Origin of the sequence: Paraburkholderia phytofirmans PsJN (assembly GCF_000020125.1) — a bacterium.
Lineage (GTDB): Bacteria > Pseudomonadota > Gammaproteobacteria > Burkholderiales > Burkholderiaceae > Paraburkholderia > Paraburkholderia phytofirmans.
On record NC_010679.1, the window covers coordinates 1 to 16762 of the forward strand.

Here is a 16762-nt window from a genome sequence, read left to right on the forward strand (position 1 = left end):
AGAATGATATCATTTTTACGAAGATATCATTTTAAAACTGATATCATTCGCCTGTAGTCGGAGGCGGGCCGTCCCGTGCTCAAACGTCAACTCAAAAAGGGATGCAATGAGGAAGCTACTTTTCGCGCTTTTGCTGGCACCGCTCGCCTGTAATGCCGAACTCGTCATCGAGGGCGGTGCGCCCACGCCAGCACAACCAGTTGCGGCGTCCACCGCCGCCGCAGCGCCGGCAGTTCCCCCAGCATCGCCGTCGCTGGCCGCCGTCGCTTCCCCGTCCATCCCCGCCGCTGCTGCGCCGGCCGTGCCGCACCTGGACATCAAGCCTGTGTGGCGTGTTGAGCTGGCCGACAGCACGTTCCAACGGTTGTTTGCCCGCTGGTCGACGCTGGCCGGTTGGACACTCGTATGGGATGTGCCGCAGGACATCCCCGTGATCGGCCAATACTCTTTCTCGGGCTCGTTCACCGATGCCGTGCTAACCGTCACGGACTCAACGGACGGAACCGACATGCCGGTTCATCCGTGCTTCTACAGCAATAGCCTCGTGCGGATCGTTCCAGTAAGTGTCGTCTGCAATCCTGACAATAACTAACCAAGGCCGGTCATGAAAGCTATCCGTCTTGCCCTGATTCCCGCCCTCGCAGCGGCTTCCCTCACCGGCTGTATCGACCCGCAACTTTCGAAAGGCATTCCAAAGGCCGCGAATGAACAGACCGACGCGGCCAAACAGTTGTCCGATCGCGTAGTCCAGCAAATCGACAACGCGCGTGAAGTGCGCCGCCGTAACGCGTTCGTGGATCATCCCTATCTCGCGGGAAAAAGCGTTGCACTATCGCCCACCGCGAACCTTCCGCTGGCTCTGCGCAAGGACGTGAAAACCGCCCTGATGTTTCCGGGCAAGCGCGTCAAGCTCGCCGTCGCGGCCGAACAGATCAATCTCGCGACCGGCATTAACGTCGTGATTTCGCCCGACGTCTATCTGCCGCAAGCAGCCCTGCTCCCGCGCGCGCAAAAGCTCGATGACGCAGGTAGCAGCGGTGCCGCCGCGCCGGGCGCAATCCCGTCTGCCGCTCCGGTCGGAGGCGGTCGCATTGCGGCCGGCCCTCTGCCCCCGCTCGATAGTGCTGTCGGCAGTGGTGGTGGTCTGGTCTCGGCCAGCTATACCGCTACGCCGTCCCTCGATACACCCGACGACGTGGATATCCAGCGGGACGAAATGCCGCTCTCTCAATCGCTCGACCTGATTTCAAGCCGGCTCGGCGTCAACTGGTCCTACGACTCGAAGAAGGGCGTCATCCGTATTTACCGGATGCAGACAAAAACCTGGGCATTGCCGGTCAAGCCGGGCTCTATGTCGTACAACACGCAGTTCGACACCAGTACGGCGCAGTCCAACAACCCGAACGCCCTGAACGGCGTCAACGAAAAGAACGCGAACAAGTCGGAAGCAACCAACGTCAACGAAATGACAGCGATGCTCAACGATATCCAGACGGTCATGACCCGCTCCGGCTCCGTGTCGGGCAACGTCGCGGATGGCACTATCACGCTCACCGACACCAAAGACGCTGTTGACCGCGCAGAGGGAATCATCAATTTCCATCGCGCACTGCTGAACAAGCTCGTTTCCTACCATATCCGCGTCGTGCAAATCACGCGCAGCAATGCAGGGCAGCTCGGCGTCGACTGGCAAGCGCTGCTGACGAAAGCACTAAACAACGTGCCGGGCTTCATCATTTCGAGCACGTCTCCCCTGACGTTGACCACGGCCGCCGCCGGTTCACTTACCACGAAAATCACTTCCGGCCAGTTCAGCGGAACGCAGGCTGTTGTCAATGCCATCGCGCAGCTTGGCTACACCGTGAGCACGGATGACATTCCGATGCAGGTACAGAATCGCCACTCCGGCTATTACGACAACGTAAACCAGTTCTCCTATGTTTCGCAGACGACGCCGGCCGCGTCCACTGTCGGCGGAACTGGCGGCACGCCGGGCATTACGACCTCGATGGACTCCGTTGGTCTGAAGTTCCTGATCTACGGAACCGTGACGGACGACAACAACATTTCGATTAGCGTCTCGATGGACAACTCGGCGCTGAACGGCCCTATCCAGACTTTCACATCGGGGCAAGGCGCGAATCAGCAGTCCGTTCAGGAAGTCGACAAGAACAAGTACGGTGCGTCGACCGATGGCATCGTGCGCAACGGCGGCATCATCGTTCTTGCCGCTCACGACCGCACTCAATTGCAGTCGCAGCGTAGCGCGCTCGGGTACAAGATTCCGATGCTTGCGGGGGGCTCCGTCAACGATAGCGACTCGCGTACCACTACGCTTTTCGTCATCAGCGCGTCGATCCGCGACATGGGTGCCGGCCAGTCCGATAACCGGGGACTCTGATCGTGAAGATTGTCGAGAAAAACGGCAAAAAACTGGTTTTCGGGCTTGAGTGGCGATTGCTGGTCAACAGCAATTCGCCGTCGTCGGCCGCGACCCAGCAGGCGCTCACGGCCAAGGCTCCCCTCATGTGGCACGACGGGAAAAGTCCGTTCGCCGGCTTGATGCCACCCGCAACAGGTAGTCGAACTCCAGGAAACGGAGCGGCCGTGTACGCGGCAGCAATCGCTTTCAAGCGCCTGCCTGGGCTTCCGTCAAACGCGCTGCTTGTACTGAAGACGCCGGACGACAGTTTCGCAATGGTCGGTATCAGCGGCGGCCGGCCGCGCCGGGGTTTCGATCATGACAAGCTCAGTGCCGATGAGGTTCGCCAATATTACGAGCAGTTCGGCAACCTCTGCGGCGACGAAGGTTTCGCCCTTGTAGGCGACGCTGACCTTCCGTTCACCGAGCGCATTACGGCCTTCACGCTCGATGAGTTGGCGACGCTTGCCGACTCGTCTTGCGTCCTGAAAGTACCTAGCAGGAAGGGTCTTTACAAAGCGCTCGCATACGTCGCAGTGACCGGCGTAGTCGCTGCTGTGTTTGTGCCGTGGTGGTTGCACGCTTTCTTTCCGAAGCCCGCTCAGGAGCAACAGAAAGACCCGGCCCAGCAATACCAGGAGTTCATCCAGAGCCGCGTCAACGATCCTATCGTCCCGGCACAGGATTACGTCAATTGGTATGGCTGGGTTCGGTCGCTGTCTCCGTCCTATGGCGGCTGGACGTTCCAGGCAGTCGATTGCTTGTTCCACAACAAGCAATCGATACCTACCGCCTCGTACATCCCGTGGGACGGCAAGACGCAATGCAAGCTCACCTATGCGCGCACCGCGCGCGCGGTCGCCACGAACGAATCTTTCATGAAAAGCATACCGGCCGACTGGCGTAGCAGGGCCGTCTATGACCCGACGAAAGATACGTATGTCGTTTCTCTTGAGCCGACGCTTTTCCGACCAATGCTGCTACGAACAATGCTGCACGACGCGGGGCTTGCTTCGGATCGGGACGTGCATTTCATGTCGCAGCTTCAGCGGGCCGGCGCACTGACCACGCCGACCGGGAACGGAGCCGGCGGGAACGTGACTATGGGAGCGCCTGCGGCCTTTCTGACGGCTCCGGGCATGGTCGGGGTAGTGCCATGCGGGCAACAGACATGGACTTGGGCAAGCTGGCACATCGCATCACAACTGCGCTACGCCGAGCTGCTTTCGACCTTCCCCGCGTACACGACCATCACTGCGGCTGCCGTGACTGTCGATCAATCGCCTGCGCCGGGCGAGACGCCGTTCAAGGTAGACCTGACCGGTGAAGTCATCACCCGTAATCAAGTTGTTGCTTGCCTTAAAAAGTGAGACGCGTAATGAAAACCCATTCCTTTGTGACTGCCACGCTGATTCTGTTCGGGACGCTGCCCGCCGTGCGCGCGGCAACACCGTCCTCTCCCCCCGGTCTCATGTCGCCCTCGCTCACGACGCCCGTCACGACGCCCGCCACGACTCCCGTCACTGCGCCTACTCCCGCAGCTCCGCGTGCGCAAGTCGACGTGCCGCACGTTACCAGCGTCAGTCAGGCGGCGTCGGTGCCAGCCGCCACCACAGCCACTAAAGCCACTGCGGCCACCGCATTGATGCCGCGTATCGCTACGGATGGACGGCCCACGCTCGGCGATTGGGAAGACCTCGCAAACCGACAGGCGTTCAAGGACCAGTCCGCCAAGCTCAACGGCGATAACGGTCAACAGACCCAGCAGCCGCTGCAAGCTGCCCTGCCGCCCCCGCCGCGCATGCAACAGTCGCAGGAAGCTGACGCGCCGAAGAAGCCCCGCCGCGCAAGTGATTCTTGCGGCGATGGCGATGCTGCCTGCTTCTATGCCGTGTATGGCATGCACGTCGACGGCGGCCCGGACAACTATCACGGCCTGTTGGCTATCGACGGGCTCGTGCAGGCTGTCTACAAGGGTAAGCGGTTCGTCACGTCGCACGGCCGCTACACCGTCAAAGAAATTTCGACGCACGAGCTTTCGTACATCGACCCGCACGGTCGCGTCCGCACTGTCCCCTTCTCCGGTGAGGCTGACGTACAGGCTGACCCGACCGAACTGAAGGCCGAGCAAAAGCCGGGGCTGGGCCAGCCGCCATTCTTCGGTTTCCAGCAAAGGTAAGTCGCCATGAAGCAACTGATCCAACGTTTGAAGCACCGCTTCGGCCAGCTTGGCCGCAAGGTTCCCGGTGCGCAACAGCCGGCACAGGTAGCGCCGATCACACTGCCGCAAAAGCAGTTTGATCGCGTCGTCGTGCGTTCATCTGACGTGCGTGAGGGCGAAATCTTCAATGGTGTTGTTGTTGCTCAAAGCGAAGTCATCGCCGTTAGCGACCTGCCCAAGTTCACGCGGACTCTTCAGAAAGAATTCGTGCTGCCAGAACACCTTGACCACATCTGTCCAATCCAGATAGCCGGCGAAGCCACGGACGGCAAGCGAACGTTCGCTGTCGTGGTCGTTGAGCACATGTTGAAGTCGGACATGATGGAGGCGGTCATCCAGGCACTCTCGCGCGAGTACCGGGCGGCGTCCCCTTGCGTGTATGTTGCGACGCAGAACGTCCTTTCGGAGCTGGCCCTTCGCTCGCGCGACCCGCAAGGCGTCAAGACGAACGAAACCGAGCGCGAGAGCACGCTCTGGAATCACTTCGTCAACTTCGTTATGTTCGCCGTCGAAAACGAAGTGTCCGACTTCCATATCCGCCTTCGAACTAGCCAGGAATATTCGCAAGTCAGCTTCCGTATGGACGGTAGCGTTGCGAGGCCACGACGTTTTCGTGTATTGACATCGCAGCTCTCGAACATCATGGGCTATCTGTACAGCTTCCACGGTAATTCGAATACGGCCAACTACTTTAGTCTGTCCTTGCCGCTTGAGTGTCAGCTTGAAGAGACTATAGCCGGGATGCGTATGTCCTTTCGCTGGGGGCAGTTGCCGGTCAGTGACGGACTGAAAATCGTGCTGCGGATGCAGCGGCTCGATGCGGAAGCAGCGTTCACGTCGCTCGGTCGCGAGAAAGGCGGTGCAGGTTTCACCGCACACCAGGTTCCCATTTGGGAGCGGAACCTGTACTCCGCAGGCGGCGCTATTGTCATGTCCGGCGTGGTCAACTCAGGTAAGAGTAAGACCGTCTACACGCTGGTTAGCATGCTGCCCGACGACGTGGAAATCAATACGGCTGAAGACCCTGTTGAAAATCCACTTCGTCACCCCGGCGCTAATCAGCACTCTACGGCGAGTCGTCTTGGCGAAGATTCCAACAAGGATACGTTCACTGCGTTCAAGCTCATGAACAAGCGGATGGACCCGGACGTGACGTGGATCGGCGAATTGCGTGACCGCAATACGGCGAGCGCCTTCCGCGATTCTGTGCTGTCCGGTCAGCGTGTCCTCACGACAATCCACGCTCCCAACGCCCTCATGATTCCCGAACGCCTGGTATCCGAGGAATTCGGGCTCACGCGTGAGCTTATATCGCTGCCGGAATTCCTGAAGCTGCTCGTCTATCAGGCGCTCGTGCCGAAGAACTGTGCGAAGTGCTCGCTCGATCCTACTGCACCAGAGACGGTGAAACTGCTGGACGACATCCTCTCTGCCGGAGCTGTGCATGACCCCGTAGTGACGCGGCTCGCTCGCAAGGCGAGGCGCATCGCCGACCCTGCAATGCTCCATCGCGTCGAACGCCTGTTCCACTTCGACGTGAAGAGCATGCGTGTGCGCAATCCTCTCGGTTGCCCCCATTGCGCTCGCGAAGGCGTGCCGGACCTCAACGGCCTGCGTGGTCGCCAACTCGTCGCGCAAATGGTTGAGCCGAACTACGACATGCTCGACACCATTCGCGCCGCAGACAACATCGGCCTTTACCGGCTCTATCGGAGCATGCGAATCGCTGGCTTCGATAGCGATAACTCGGACGGAAAGACCCCGATGGAAATCGCTATGTTCAACGTCACACAGGGCGAACTCTGCTTCTCAGAAGTCGAACGCCGCTTCCAGACAATCGACGCTTACGAACACCAGCTCAAGCAGATGGTGTCGCAGGCCGAACGATTCTCCGCTCCGCGCCACGTCAACGGTAGCAGTAACGGAGCAGCGGAAATACGCATGCCTTCTGCCGTTGAAGAAACGGCCGCAGCCATCCAGTGACCCATTGACGCGAGCAAGTCCATATGTTCAGCCTGATACCCCGCCTTATAGCCCCGTTCACCGATCCGCTGCATCGGCAAAAACGTGCTTTCAAGAAGGAGCGTGCGACTTTCTACAACGACTTGGCCGAGAGCATGCAGGCCGAGCCTGGCACGCGGATCACAACGTTCATCACTCGCTATGCAGAACGCTATCCGAAAGAGCCCGTTGGGAAGCTCGCCGGGCACTGGCTTAACGCTTTCCGCGAGGAAGGATCGTTTGCGGAAGCCGTGCGCGGCACCGTGCCGGACGACGATATCGGCACTATCGCCATTTCCGAGAAGGCGGGCGATTTGAAGGCCGGACTGTTCGCGCTCTCGGAAGTCATTGCCGGCCTCGACAAGACGAAAGAAGCCATGATGACCGTGTTCGCGTCCAGCATTCTCGTGTTCATAGTGTTGCAGTTCTACGTCGGCTTCTACTCGTTCTCGATCATTCCAAAAATCGAATCCGGCCTTCCTCACGATATGTCGATCTACGACGTAGGACCGGTCGCATCCTTCATGCACACACTCAGCTACAGCGTCCGTACTTTCTGGCCGCTATGGTTCGCCTCGATCTTTCTCTTCATCGGCCTTTCCATATGGGCCGTACCGAATTACATCGGCCCGTTTCGGCCGTGGCTGGATAGGCACATCCTGCACTTCCAGCTCTATCGGGAGTTTCGTGCGGCACAGTTCCTCACTTCGCTGTCGACCATCACACAGAACATCAACAACACTGTTCTGCCGGTTCCGCAGGCGTTGCAGCGCATGGAGGTTGAGGCTACGCCGTGGGTGCGTTGGCACATCAACCGCATTCTCGCCAACATGGAAAACAACACCGAGGGTAAGGGCGAGAACTTCGCGACCGGTATGGTCAGCAAGAAGATGGAGTACCGAATGATCGACATCGCGCAGTACGCCGACATGTCGGACATGCTTGACCAGGTGGGCAAGACGATCCTGAAACGAACTCCGAAGGAGATGGAGCAACGCGCACAAAGAATCCAGTTTATCTCTCGCGTCATCATGGTCGGAATCGTGTTCGCGATTTCCGCCGGTTTTTACTACCTGTCCTTTGAGTTTCAGGACGCCGTTACCCTCAATGCTTACATGCGCTAAGGAGAATTACGCCATGCAACACCGCATCAACGAAGCACAAACAGTCAACCACGAAGACATCGCTGCGAATGGTCAATCGCTCAGTCCCGCGCTGCGGCCGGCGAGTGCCTTTGATCGCAGTCTTTCGATCAACCATCCTTTGAAGCGCCGGCAGGCCGGCGCAACGACCGGCGAATATCTGTTCTGGTCGCTGCTGGCCGCCGCGGTTCTGATTATCTCTGTCGCAGCGTATCTGCGCGGTAACAGTCAGGGCAACGCACAAGCGCTTATCAAGGATTTCACGTCGATGTCGGCCGATGCCGGGCAGACGTTTCAGGGTAATTGGGCCAGCTTCACGACCGCCAACGCCGACCAGGCAGGTATCTTCAAGAACTACACGTCCTGGACGGACGGCGGCGGCGGCAACATCACGCTCGCAACTGGCGGCACTATGACCGTCGCGCCCGGCACGCTCGTTAGCGCCAACGACTCGGGGCAATACACGTTGACCGGCCAGGATCAGGCGACGTGCAAGAACTTTGTGACGGCTGTCCAGAAGGCGGCCGGGGCCGTCACCGTAAACGGCACGACCGTCAAAGCATACGGCGGCACGTTCAGCCCGCAACAAATGCAATGCACCGACACGAATAACACCATCGTCGTCACCCGTTCGTCGTAAACTGCGAACACCGGGGTATGGCAGGCATCGGTCCTCGATGCCTGCCTTTTGCTTTCACGAGGAGGGCCAATAATGTCGTTGATTATCGACGCAACGCTTGCGATGGCTATCGGAGCTATCGCGATTTCCCAGGCCGACATGCAGGCGGTTCGCACGGCGCAGGTCAACAACGCTGTTCAGACCGGCCAATATATGTACGGCCTTCAGCAAGCGGTCAACAAGTACGTCGCTGTGAATGGTGATGTCATTTCTGGCCGTACCACCGGTTCGCTGACCAATCCGACTGGCACTGCGATTACCATCGCGAATCCGACAGCGCCGACGCTCGCGGAATTGCAGACGAACGGCTTCCTGCCGGCAGGTTACACGACTACGAACCCGTCTCAACTGTCCTTTGCGGTCAATATCACGCCGACTAACTGCCCAGGCGTTGGTTGCCAGCTTCCGGCAACAATCACATCCAGTCAGTACAAGGTCAACGGCGCGGTTCGGAATGATCTTCTTTCATACGCAGTCACCGCAGCGGGACTCGACGGCGGCCAATCGCTCGCAGGTAGTCCGGGACAGTACACGTCCTACGGGCGCACCTGGACGATGCCGAATTCAACCAACGCAGCCGGACAACTGATGATGCGAGCCGGCATGCTCACAACTGGTTACGTCGACACCCTGCCCTACTACAAACTCGATGGGTCACGGGCGCTCACCGGGCAGATGAACGCCAATGGGCAAAATATCGCTAACGTCGGCACCATGACCGCTAACCTCGCACAAGCGAACACGGTCAACGCCGGCACGGCGAACGTGAGCGGCACTGCGACCATCAACGGCAATGCGAACGTCGGCGGCACGGTGTCAGCCAATCAGGTTGTCGCCAACTACGCGCAGTCCAACGGCAATGCCTACGTTGCCGGCACGACGACAACCGGTGCGGTGAATACCAACTCCGCGACGGTCAACGGCGACGAGTATGTGGCGGGAAACCACACGGTCAACGGCGTTCTTACAGCGCACAACCTCGTGCAGCTTCCGGCGCTCGCCTGGGCCGGCTACGGCTGTAGTGGCAACGGCGTTACGACCGATCCGAACGGCCAACTACTTTCTTGCCAATCCGGTGTGTGGACAGCGGCCGGATCAGTCAGCACTATCGCTGTCGATTCAGGTGGATGGCAGTCGTCGGCGATTGCAGCCTGTCCTGCCCCGTATACGCTGACGGGGGGAAGTTGTGACATGTATCGCGGCAGTGATGGTCGGGAAATTAGCCCCCGTACGTGCGCGCCGTCCGGCAACGCCTATTACTGCAATGAAGGGAACGGCGGCTCGTGCATCGCGCATGCCATTTGCGCGCAATAGTGCCCGTTAGAGACTGGAGCGTCGGTTTGCCAATCCGGTGTGTGGAAAGCGCCTGGAAACTACGGTGGTCAGTACGTGATTCGCCACTACTTGGGCAGTGCGACCGTGGTGGCCGGTTCAACAGGCTGTCAGTCGAACCCACTCACTGGAAATTGCTCCTGCCCGAGCGGATTTGGTGACTACGCGTACGATACGGGACAGTCCTACGCCAATAACGCGTGGGACTCGATGTACACCACGCATTTTTGCCTGCCATAGCTGGGCGTCGCCCTTGCCAATCCGGTGTGTGGACGGCAGCGGGGCAAACGTCCGCCGGCACGATGTGCGGGATGTCGGATTTTGGAGCGGGAAATGGTGTCGAGCAAAATTCGACTTTGTGCCAGGGATTCGATCCCTATTACAACGGGTGCCCGGCCGGATACTGGCGCGCGAACGTCGGCGCAATCTCTACGCACTGGCTGTACTCGTGCATCAAGTCGTAGGTCACTGGACCCCTGCTGGACTCGAACTGATGATCGCTGAGTCCAGCAGGATCGGATAGACTAAATCTTCATGCAGGCGGCCCAAACCTGTACTGATCCGCCGTTACATCGAGCGTACCAGCCGCCATCATTTCCCCAAAAGCTCGATTCCAAATTGCCGCCTTGGCAAGCACCACCGCCCGCTACGACTTGCTGACCGGCGGGGCAGTATGCCTCTGCGCTATTCGACGCTCCCAGCACGGTTGTGCCGCCAACGGTGATGGTTGGGGTAGGTGATTTCCACAGACCGGATTGACGAAGCGATCGCCGTCATCAGGCGCGATATTGAGCGCCAGAGTGGCGCGCTGACACGTCGTCTTGCCAGGAACCTGCCGCTGATACTGGGCGACCGTGTGCAGCTCCAGCAGGTACTCATCAACTTTATCATCAACGCTTTGCAGTCGATGGCGAGCGTCGACGGCAGGCGCGAACTCACTGTCCAGTCCCGCATGGACCCGGATGGCAACGTTGTAGTAGCAGTCAGGGACACGGGCACCGGCATCCAGGAAGCCAATCTTCCACAACTCTTCGAACCATTCTTTACGACACGCAGTTCCGGCATGGGAATGGGGCTGGCCATTTCCAGTTCTATTGTCGAGGCCCATCGTGGCGAAATCTGGGCCTCCAACAACCCTGAAGGTGGGGCGACGTTCTCGTTCAGCCTCCCGCCAGCGGTAAAGGAGGAGGTGGGGATGTGACGCGCGGCGACAGCGTGCGCATGGTTAGGTTCACCTATACATTCGTACGATGTCACCGAACGCCGTTGTGAAGTAATCTGCGAATCAGAAGAGACAGGCGGCATCGACCACACGTCATGCCGGGAGAGAATAGTCGAGGGGGCATTTTGCAAATTACGCCAATCGTTTCCATTGTCGACGACGATTCAGCCGTCCGTGTCGCGTTAGGCAGCCTTATCCGGTCGCTTGGCTGGCAGGTACGCATGTATGAATCGGCAGAGGCATTTCTTGCATCCGGACAGGTCGCCCAGACCTCCTGCCTGATTTCCGACATCCGCATGCCCGGAATGTCGGGTATTGAAATGCATGAGCGCCTTCGTGCCCAGGGACATGCCCCGGTCACCATCTTTATCAGTGCCTACCCGACGCCGGCATTGCAGGCAAAAGCCGCGAGTAACGGCGCACTTGTGCTGCTGCAGAAGCCTTACCAGGCCACGGCAATGACTCACTGGCTCTCGGTCGCTCTGGGCAATCCCTAGCGAATCAGCGAGGCCGTGCAGGCACCCTGCTCGTCGGCCGCTCGCCGCGCATCTTCAATGCCGCGGAGAAATAAAGCTTCAAAGACGACAGACGGTAAAAAGTTATACCCATCGAAATAGATGCACTGCGCGGTCTCGGGACAGGTCCAATCTGGATAAAAACTATGGGTCGGAAATCGGTGGATTTTAACAGTCCGACATTCACCCACAGCTCGACCTGATGATTAACGGTTCAATCGCAATTGCTTTTGCGGCAAGAAGCACGGATACTCGTTGTCGAGCTTGGCTAAGTGGCCCTGCTGGAACACGAATCCTTTGCTGAGAGCGCAAACTGCGGCACGGAGATAGAATGCGTGAACCGAAGTGGGCGAAGCACACGTCCCGTTTCCCGACGAAAGAATGGCAGAATCGCATCATCGTAGACACGCTGACTTGCTTTGTTTAGGGTAGTCTTGAAACAATCATATTATTAATCCATTCAGACCTAAGACCGGTTTGTTGAAAAATATTCAATCAATCCAATGAAGAGCGAAGACGAAAATTTACCGCATAGCGAATTTCGACTGAAAGATTGGCGCAACGCAAGATTCGTTTTTTTGGGAAATAAGCTGACCCTGGCACTCGCGGAGATGTACGAAGCAGAATTTGATCTCTCACAAACAGAGTGGAGAATTATTGCTGCCGTGGCTGAGCATGCCCCCATGTCCGCCAAGGATCTTGCTGAATTTATTGTTATTGATATTTTTTCGATTACTCGGGCCACATCCGCTTTGGTAAAAAGAGGGCTTTTGACCCGGCGGGTAAACCAGCAAGATCGGCGAAAGATTGAGTTAAGGCTTTCCGCACGAGGGCGCAAAGTTTATGACCAGATAGTGCCCGTAGCGCTCGCAGTTGAGCGGGCTGTGTTCAGTGTCTTGTCGAAGAACGAATCAAATCAACTCGACCATATTCTTTTAAAACTAGAGGAGCATATCGGCCAGTTGCTCACACCTGATCGCTCATGGAAGTCGTTTGTGGCTGATCCGAAGTCTTAACGGACACAGCGTGCCGATATTTTCAGTAACGGTGACTATTGGCATATATGTCCCCGAATCAGGCTACTGATGATATCAAGATGATTGCATTCAGCCCTATCTTTGGGATAGGGCATGCAGACCGCAGCGCTACATATCAAGTAAGTTGGCCCCCGCCGAGCCCATGAGGTGTTGCTGCGGCCTGCTGGTTTTCTGGCTTGCGACTACATGTCTAAAGTAATTTCTTCAGATGCACTCCAGGAGACGCATGTACACATGTATTTTTGTGACTTCTTTTCCTCTTCCGATAAAAACATGTCGCGATGAAGCGGCGCGCCACTCATAACCGACACTGCACATATGCCACACTCGCCACGCTTGCACCCGTAAAGCGGATCGAGCCCATTGCGCACCATTGCATCGACTATAGTTTCTGGCTGCTCTACCACAATGGTCTTATTTCTCTTTGCAAAATGTACGGTCAACTTTGGGTTGGGAGCGCCTCGAATACCACCAAAGTTTTCAGATCGCACTGTGCCGCGATTCCATTGCTGCCGCTCACAGATTCGGGAAATAGCCCGGATGAAGGGCTCCGGACCGCACACGTAAATACGTTGCGCGTCCACCGGGTCGCGTAGCAGATTCTCGAAATCGTAATAGCGCTGCATCTGTCCGTTATCCGCGTGACACTCGACCTCGGCGAAGGCACTTTGCTTCAACCGCTCGAGAAGCGGAGCATCTTCCATATCGCGTACACAATAAATAACACGATGCCTGATTTTCAATCTGGACAGTTGCGACGACAGCGAGTAAATCGGAGTAATGCCGATCCCGCCTGCTATGAGCAGGTGGCTGGTAGCGCTTGCGTCCAGTGAGAAACCGTTGACTGGCCTGCGCGCCTCCAATATTCCCCCCTCGGATACCGCGTCATGCAAATAGCGCGACCCGCCCCGCCCTGTCTCTTCCCGCTTGATCGCAATCTCAAACACCGAACGATCAGCTGGATTTCCAATCAGTGAATAGGCATTCCAGGCTTGCCGGCCATCGGGGAGTGTGACTTTGACCTCAATGTGTGCGCCCGCTTCATGCCGCGGAAGAATTCGACCATCCGTACTGCGCAGCCGCAATAGCTTCGTGTTGCAAGTCAACGAGACAACTTCGCTAACCGTAAGGTGCATCGTATCCGCGTCGACCTTGCTTTCGAATCCATTCATTGTTGATAGTGACATGTTCTTTCCTCTTTCAACTTGCCTGTTTTTCAGTTCTCGTTTGAATACCGATGGTCTCGAGTACCCCAGGAACATGGTCAAAATCTGTCGGATCTTCATGCAAGCCCGAATAGCTCTGCACCTTATATATATCGCCGCCCGCACTCGTGCGCGGCAACACGCCGTTCACCACTTCCCTGGCGGCGCGAAGCATGAGATTACGCATTGCCACAATCGAGGTGTCACTGGAGGCCAGGTGTTCGCGCGACCGATCCACAATAGGACCGCAACTTTCAGTTACCACCGCATCTTGCCCACGGACACCATGAATGCCTGTGAACGAAACCTCACGCTGGACGTTGCGGTCCAGCAGATAATCATTGCTCTTGTTCTCTACCGGTGTGGTCGTTCCTGGAATGACGCTACGATGGGCAACAACACCGTCTTTCCATAGGCCAAGTTCAGCGGCATCAGGTGGCCCATCTTTACGGTAGGTCACACATATCGACCAAAGGCTTTCATTGTCACGTGGAATCCACACGCGCCACACCCGTGAATTCTGATCGTCACTGGGTGCGATCATGGTGTAAAAAGGCATCAAGAACAGATCTACACGCCAGAAAAATGGTTGGTCATTCTTTACGTGACGGCGTGCCCCGCAAGCAAGGCCAAAGTCGGTTTCCAGAATTTTCCAGCGCGGCGCCTGGCCCTCCTGGAAATATGAGCCGAACAGAGATTCCTTCGGTACTTGAGGATTGTCCAGGCGACGATGCAAAAAGGCGACGTGCGCTTCGTCGACTTCTCCCTCAAGCGCTTGCAGGAAGTTGCAGTCTTGCTGCCAACGCGACATATGTCGATGCGATGCCGGATATTCCATCCACTCGAATCGCGGCAATTCAGGGGCAGGTGTTTCGCTGCCCATATATACCCACGCCAGGCCTGCAAATTCGCGTACTGGATAAGACTTGATCTTCATGCATTCCCGGATAGTGCTTGAGGCCGGCTCAGACGGCATATCCACACAACTTCCATTGACGTCAAATTTCCAGCCGTGATAGATGCACCGTATGCCATTTTCCTCATTGCGACCGTAAAACAGACTCGCGGCCCGATGCGGACAGAACTCGTCAATCATGCCCAGCTTGCCGTTACTGTCTCTGAACACAATCAAGTCTTCTCCCAGCAACTTGATACGCTGCGGTGGAGCGTCAGCCGCGGGGAGTTCGTGTTCGCAGAGAAATGGAATCCAATGGCTTCTGATCATCTCTCCCATCGGACTATCCGCGTCCGTATTCGTAAGCAATGCATTCTCTTGTTGTGTAATCACGGGAGTTACTCCTTACCTTGTTTGATGAGCCCACCATCGTGGGAGATCGGATTTGATATTCCGGCGTCGGCAGACCGCCGGGACTCGTTCGTTTGAATCAGTCGGGAGAACTTCATCCTCGATTTCTCCGGGTTGACCAGATAGAGGCCAATCAGTCCGGATAACACGAGCAGCGCTCCCAATAGCTCAAATCCATGCTCGAAACCCTTGGCAGGGTTGAGCGTGTCATTGATAACGAAACCCATTACTGCGGGGGCCACCAGGCCGGCCACGGTGCCGATCGAGTTGTGTATCCCGAGCAGCGCCCCGCGTTGTCGCACGGATACGATCTCGCCCAGCATCAGCGGACCCAGCCACCCAATGAACTGAATCATCGCGCTGCCAGCAGCAAGGCACGCGACCTTCGCTCCCGGGCTCGCGATTGAGCCAATACCCCAGAAGATTGCCCCAGCCATGACAATCGCACCGCTAGCCAGTGCGCCTCTTGCCATCCTGGATGACATACCATTGGCCAGCAGCTTTTCGGAAACCCACGACAGCGCAATCGCGACCGGAATCTGCGCCACCATGATCATCGAAAACAACCATCCCGCAGATGTCGCCGAATAGCCCAGGCCCATGCGCAGATAGGCTGGAATCCACGTGAAGCAAAGCGCCACCACAGCGAATGCAGCGAACCACAAAATGAAATTGCCGATGACCGTGGGGTCGGTCAACAGCGTTCCGTAAGGCACGACCTCTCGATCGTCCTGCTCCTGTGTTGCTCCCTTGACGTCGACCGTTCCTTCAGCACCCAGAAGCAACCACAGCACGACCCAGACGATGCCTATCACCCCAAGCGCGAGGAATGCCGAATGCCAACCGTAACGCACGATGAAGTACGTCAAGATCGGTCCGGCCAGCATCATGCCGGTAAAGGGTCCTTGAGCAATGATCGCGTTCGGAACACTACGCTCATGGTTATCGAACCATTTGTAGCAGGCATGTAACGCAACCGGATAGGCCGGCCCCTCCCCCACGCCAAGCAAGATCCGGCACGCAATCAACATGGGCAGGCTTACGTTGCCGATCATGGGAAATTGCACGATGGCCCACGTAGTGGCCAGAAAGGCCAGGATCCAGCGTGTCTTCACGCGATTGGCGACGAATCCGAATACGATCCCGGAAACGGAATACAACAGGAAGAAACTGCTGCCGATCAACCCAAACTGCCTGGGCGTCAGTGACATATCGTGCATGAGGGACACGGCAACTAATCCGATGACTGCTTTGTCGGCATAGTTAATGACCATGAACAGGAACAACAGGGCCACGACGATCCAGGCCCGCCATTTACCGTGAAATGAAAACATGTCTCCGCCTATTATTTATATGAATACGACAATTCAATCGCTCGAAATCACGTAGCTTTTTTATTATTTAGACCAATAGCCCAAGCGGTACGCTCTACCTCGTCAGGCTGCATTGCTAATAAAGCGAAATGCCAATTCCGTCGAACACCGACAGGCCACGGCGCGGCCCACGTATGGACCAAACTCACAAGCCATCAGACAAAATTTCGTTCTCTGAAAAGTTCCATCCCGTCTCGTTCCCAGCGCGAGCAACGAGCCGATTGATCAGCACCCGTCTCCAGGGCACGTGATCACCATCATATGAGCAAATTTCAATTATTGCAAATTGCAAATTGCAATTAATTGA

The 16762-nt window shown here is 57.0% G+C and carries 14 protein-coding genes; 11 read left to right on the forward strand and 3 right to left on the reverse strand.

The window, feature by feature from the left end:
* Nucleotides 1-106 precede the first annotated feature (106 nt).
* The 11 genes from BPHYT_RS37775 (at nucleotide 107) to BPHYT_RS36835 (ending at nucleotide 12550) form a co-directional block, all read left to right on the forward strand.
* On the forward strand, nucleotides 107-592 hold the full coding sequence (locus BPHYT_RS37775) for a toxin co-regulated pilus biosynthesis Q family protein (RefSeq protein WP_012430905.1): 486 nt from the start codon (nucleotides 107-109) through the stop codon (nucleotides 590-592).
* Between the two features lie 12 nt (nucleotides 593-604).
* Nucleotides 605-2401, forward strand: a complete 1797-nt coding sequence (locus BPHYT_RS35840; RefSeq protein WP_012430906.1) for a hypothetical protein — start codon at nucleotides 605-607, stop codon at nucleotides 2399-2401.
* 2 nt (nucleotides 2402-2403) lie between these two features.
* Nucleotides 2404-3792: a hypothetical protein gene (locus BPHYT_RS35845; RefSeq protein ID WP_012430907.1), complete on the forward strand. Its 1389-nt coding sequence runs from the start codon at nucleotides 2404-2406 to the stop codon at nucleotides 3790-3792.
* Between the two features lie 8 nt (nucleotides 3793-3800).
* Nucleotides 3801-4601, forward strand: a complete 801-nt coding sequence (locus BPHYT_RS35850) for a hypothetical protein (RefSeq protein WP_012430908.1) — start codon at nucleotides 3801-3803, stop codon at nucleotides 4599-4601.
* Nucleotides 4602-4607: 6 nt separating this feature from the next.
* Nucleotides 4608-6626 carry an ATPase, T2SS/T4P/T4SS family gene (locus tag BPHYT_RS35855; protein ID WP_012430909.1) on the forward strand — a complete coding sequence of 673 codons (2019 nt, stop codon included), beginning with the start codon at nucleotides 4608-4610 and terminating at the stop codon, nucleotides 6624-6626.
* Nucleotides 6627-6649: 23 nt separating this feature from the next.
* Nucleotides 6650-7768, forward strand: coding sequence for a type II secretion system F family protein (locus BPHYT_RS35860; protein WP_012430910.1), 1119 nt, complete (start codon nucleotides 6650-6652; stop codon nucleotides 7766-7768).
* A 13-nt stretch (nucleotides 7769-7781) separates the two neighbouring features.
* Complete coding sequence (locus BPHYT_RS36830; RefSeq protein WP_012430911.1) at nucleotides 7782-8426, forward strand: type 4 pilus major pilin; 645 nt, start codon at nucleotides 7782-7784, stop codon at nucleotides 8424-8426.
* A 72-nt stretch (nucleotides 8427-8498) separates the two neighbouring features.
* Nucleotides 8499-9779 carry a hypothetical protein gene (locus BPHYT_RS35870; RefSeq protein ID WP_012430912.1) on the forward strand — a complete coding sequence of 427 codons (1281 nt, stop codon included), beginning with the start codon at nucleotides 8499-8501 and terminating at the stop codon, nucleotides 9777-9779.
* 754 nt (nucleotides 9780-10533) lie between these two features.
* Nucleotides 10534-10998, forward strand: coding sequence for a sensor histidine kinase (locus tag BPHYT_RS35875; RefSeq protein ID WP_012430913.1), 465 nt, complete (start codon nucleotides 10534-10536; stop codon nucleotides 10996-10998).
* A 116-nt stretch (nucleotides 10999-11114) separates the two neighbouring features.
* On the forward strand, nucleotides 11115-11516 hold the full coding sequence (locus BPHYT_RS35880) for a response regulator transcription factor (protein WP_012430914.1): 402 nt from the start codon (nucleotides 11115-11117) through the stop codon (nucleotides 11514-11516).
* A gap of 521 nt (nucleotides 11517-12037) precedes the next feature.
* Nucleotides 12038-12550: a MarR family winged helix-turn-helix transcriptional regulator gene (locus BPHYT_RS36835; protein ID WP_012430915.1), complete on the forward strand. Its 513-nt coding sequence runs from the start codon at nucleotides 12038-12040 to the stop codon at nucleotides 12548-12550.
* 203 nt (nucleotides 12551-12753) lie between these two features.
* Here BPHYT_RS36835 and BPHYT_RS35890 read toward each other — a convergent pair whose 3' ends face one another.
* From BPHYT_RS35890 to BPHYT_RS35900, 3 genes are read right to left on the reverse strand one after another with little or no spacing between them, the layout of a single operon-like run.
* Nucleotides 12754-13758 (reverse strand): PDR/VanB family oxidoreductase, encoded by a 1005-nt coding sequence (locus tag BPHYT_RS35890; RefSeq protein WP_012430916.1) that lies wholly within the window; start codon nucleotides 13756-13758, stop codon nucleotides 12754-12756.
* A 13-nt stretch (nucleotides 13759-13771) separates the two neighbouring features.
* Nucleotides 13772-15064, reverse strand: a complete 1293-nt coding sequence (locus BPHYT_RS35895; RefSeq protein ID WP_012430917.1) for a Rieske 2Fe-2S domain-containing protein — start codon at nucleotides 15062-15064, stop codon at nucleotides 13772-13774.
* Between the two features lie 5 nt (nucleotides 15065-15069).
* Nucleotides 15070-16416, reverse strand: coding sequence for an MFS transporter (locus BPHYT_RS35900; RefSeq protein WP_012430918.1), 1347 nt, complete (start codon nucleotides 16414-16416; stop codon nucleotides 15070-15072).
* Between the last annotated feature and the right edge of the window lie 346 nt (nucleotides 16417-16762).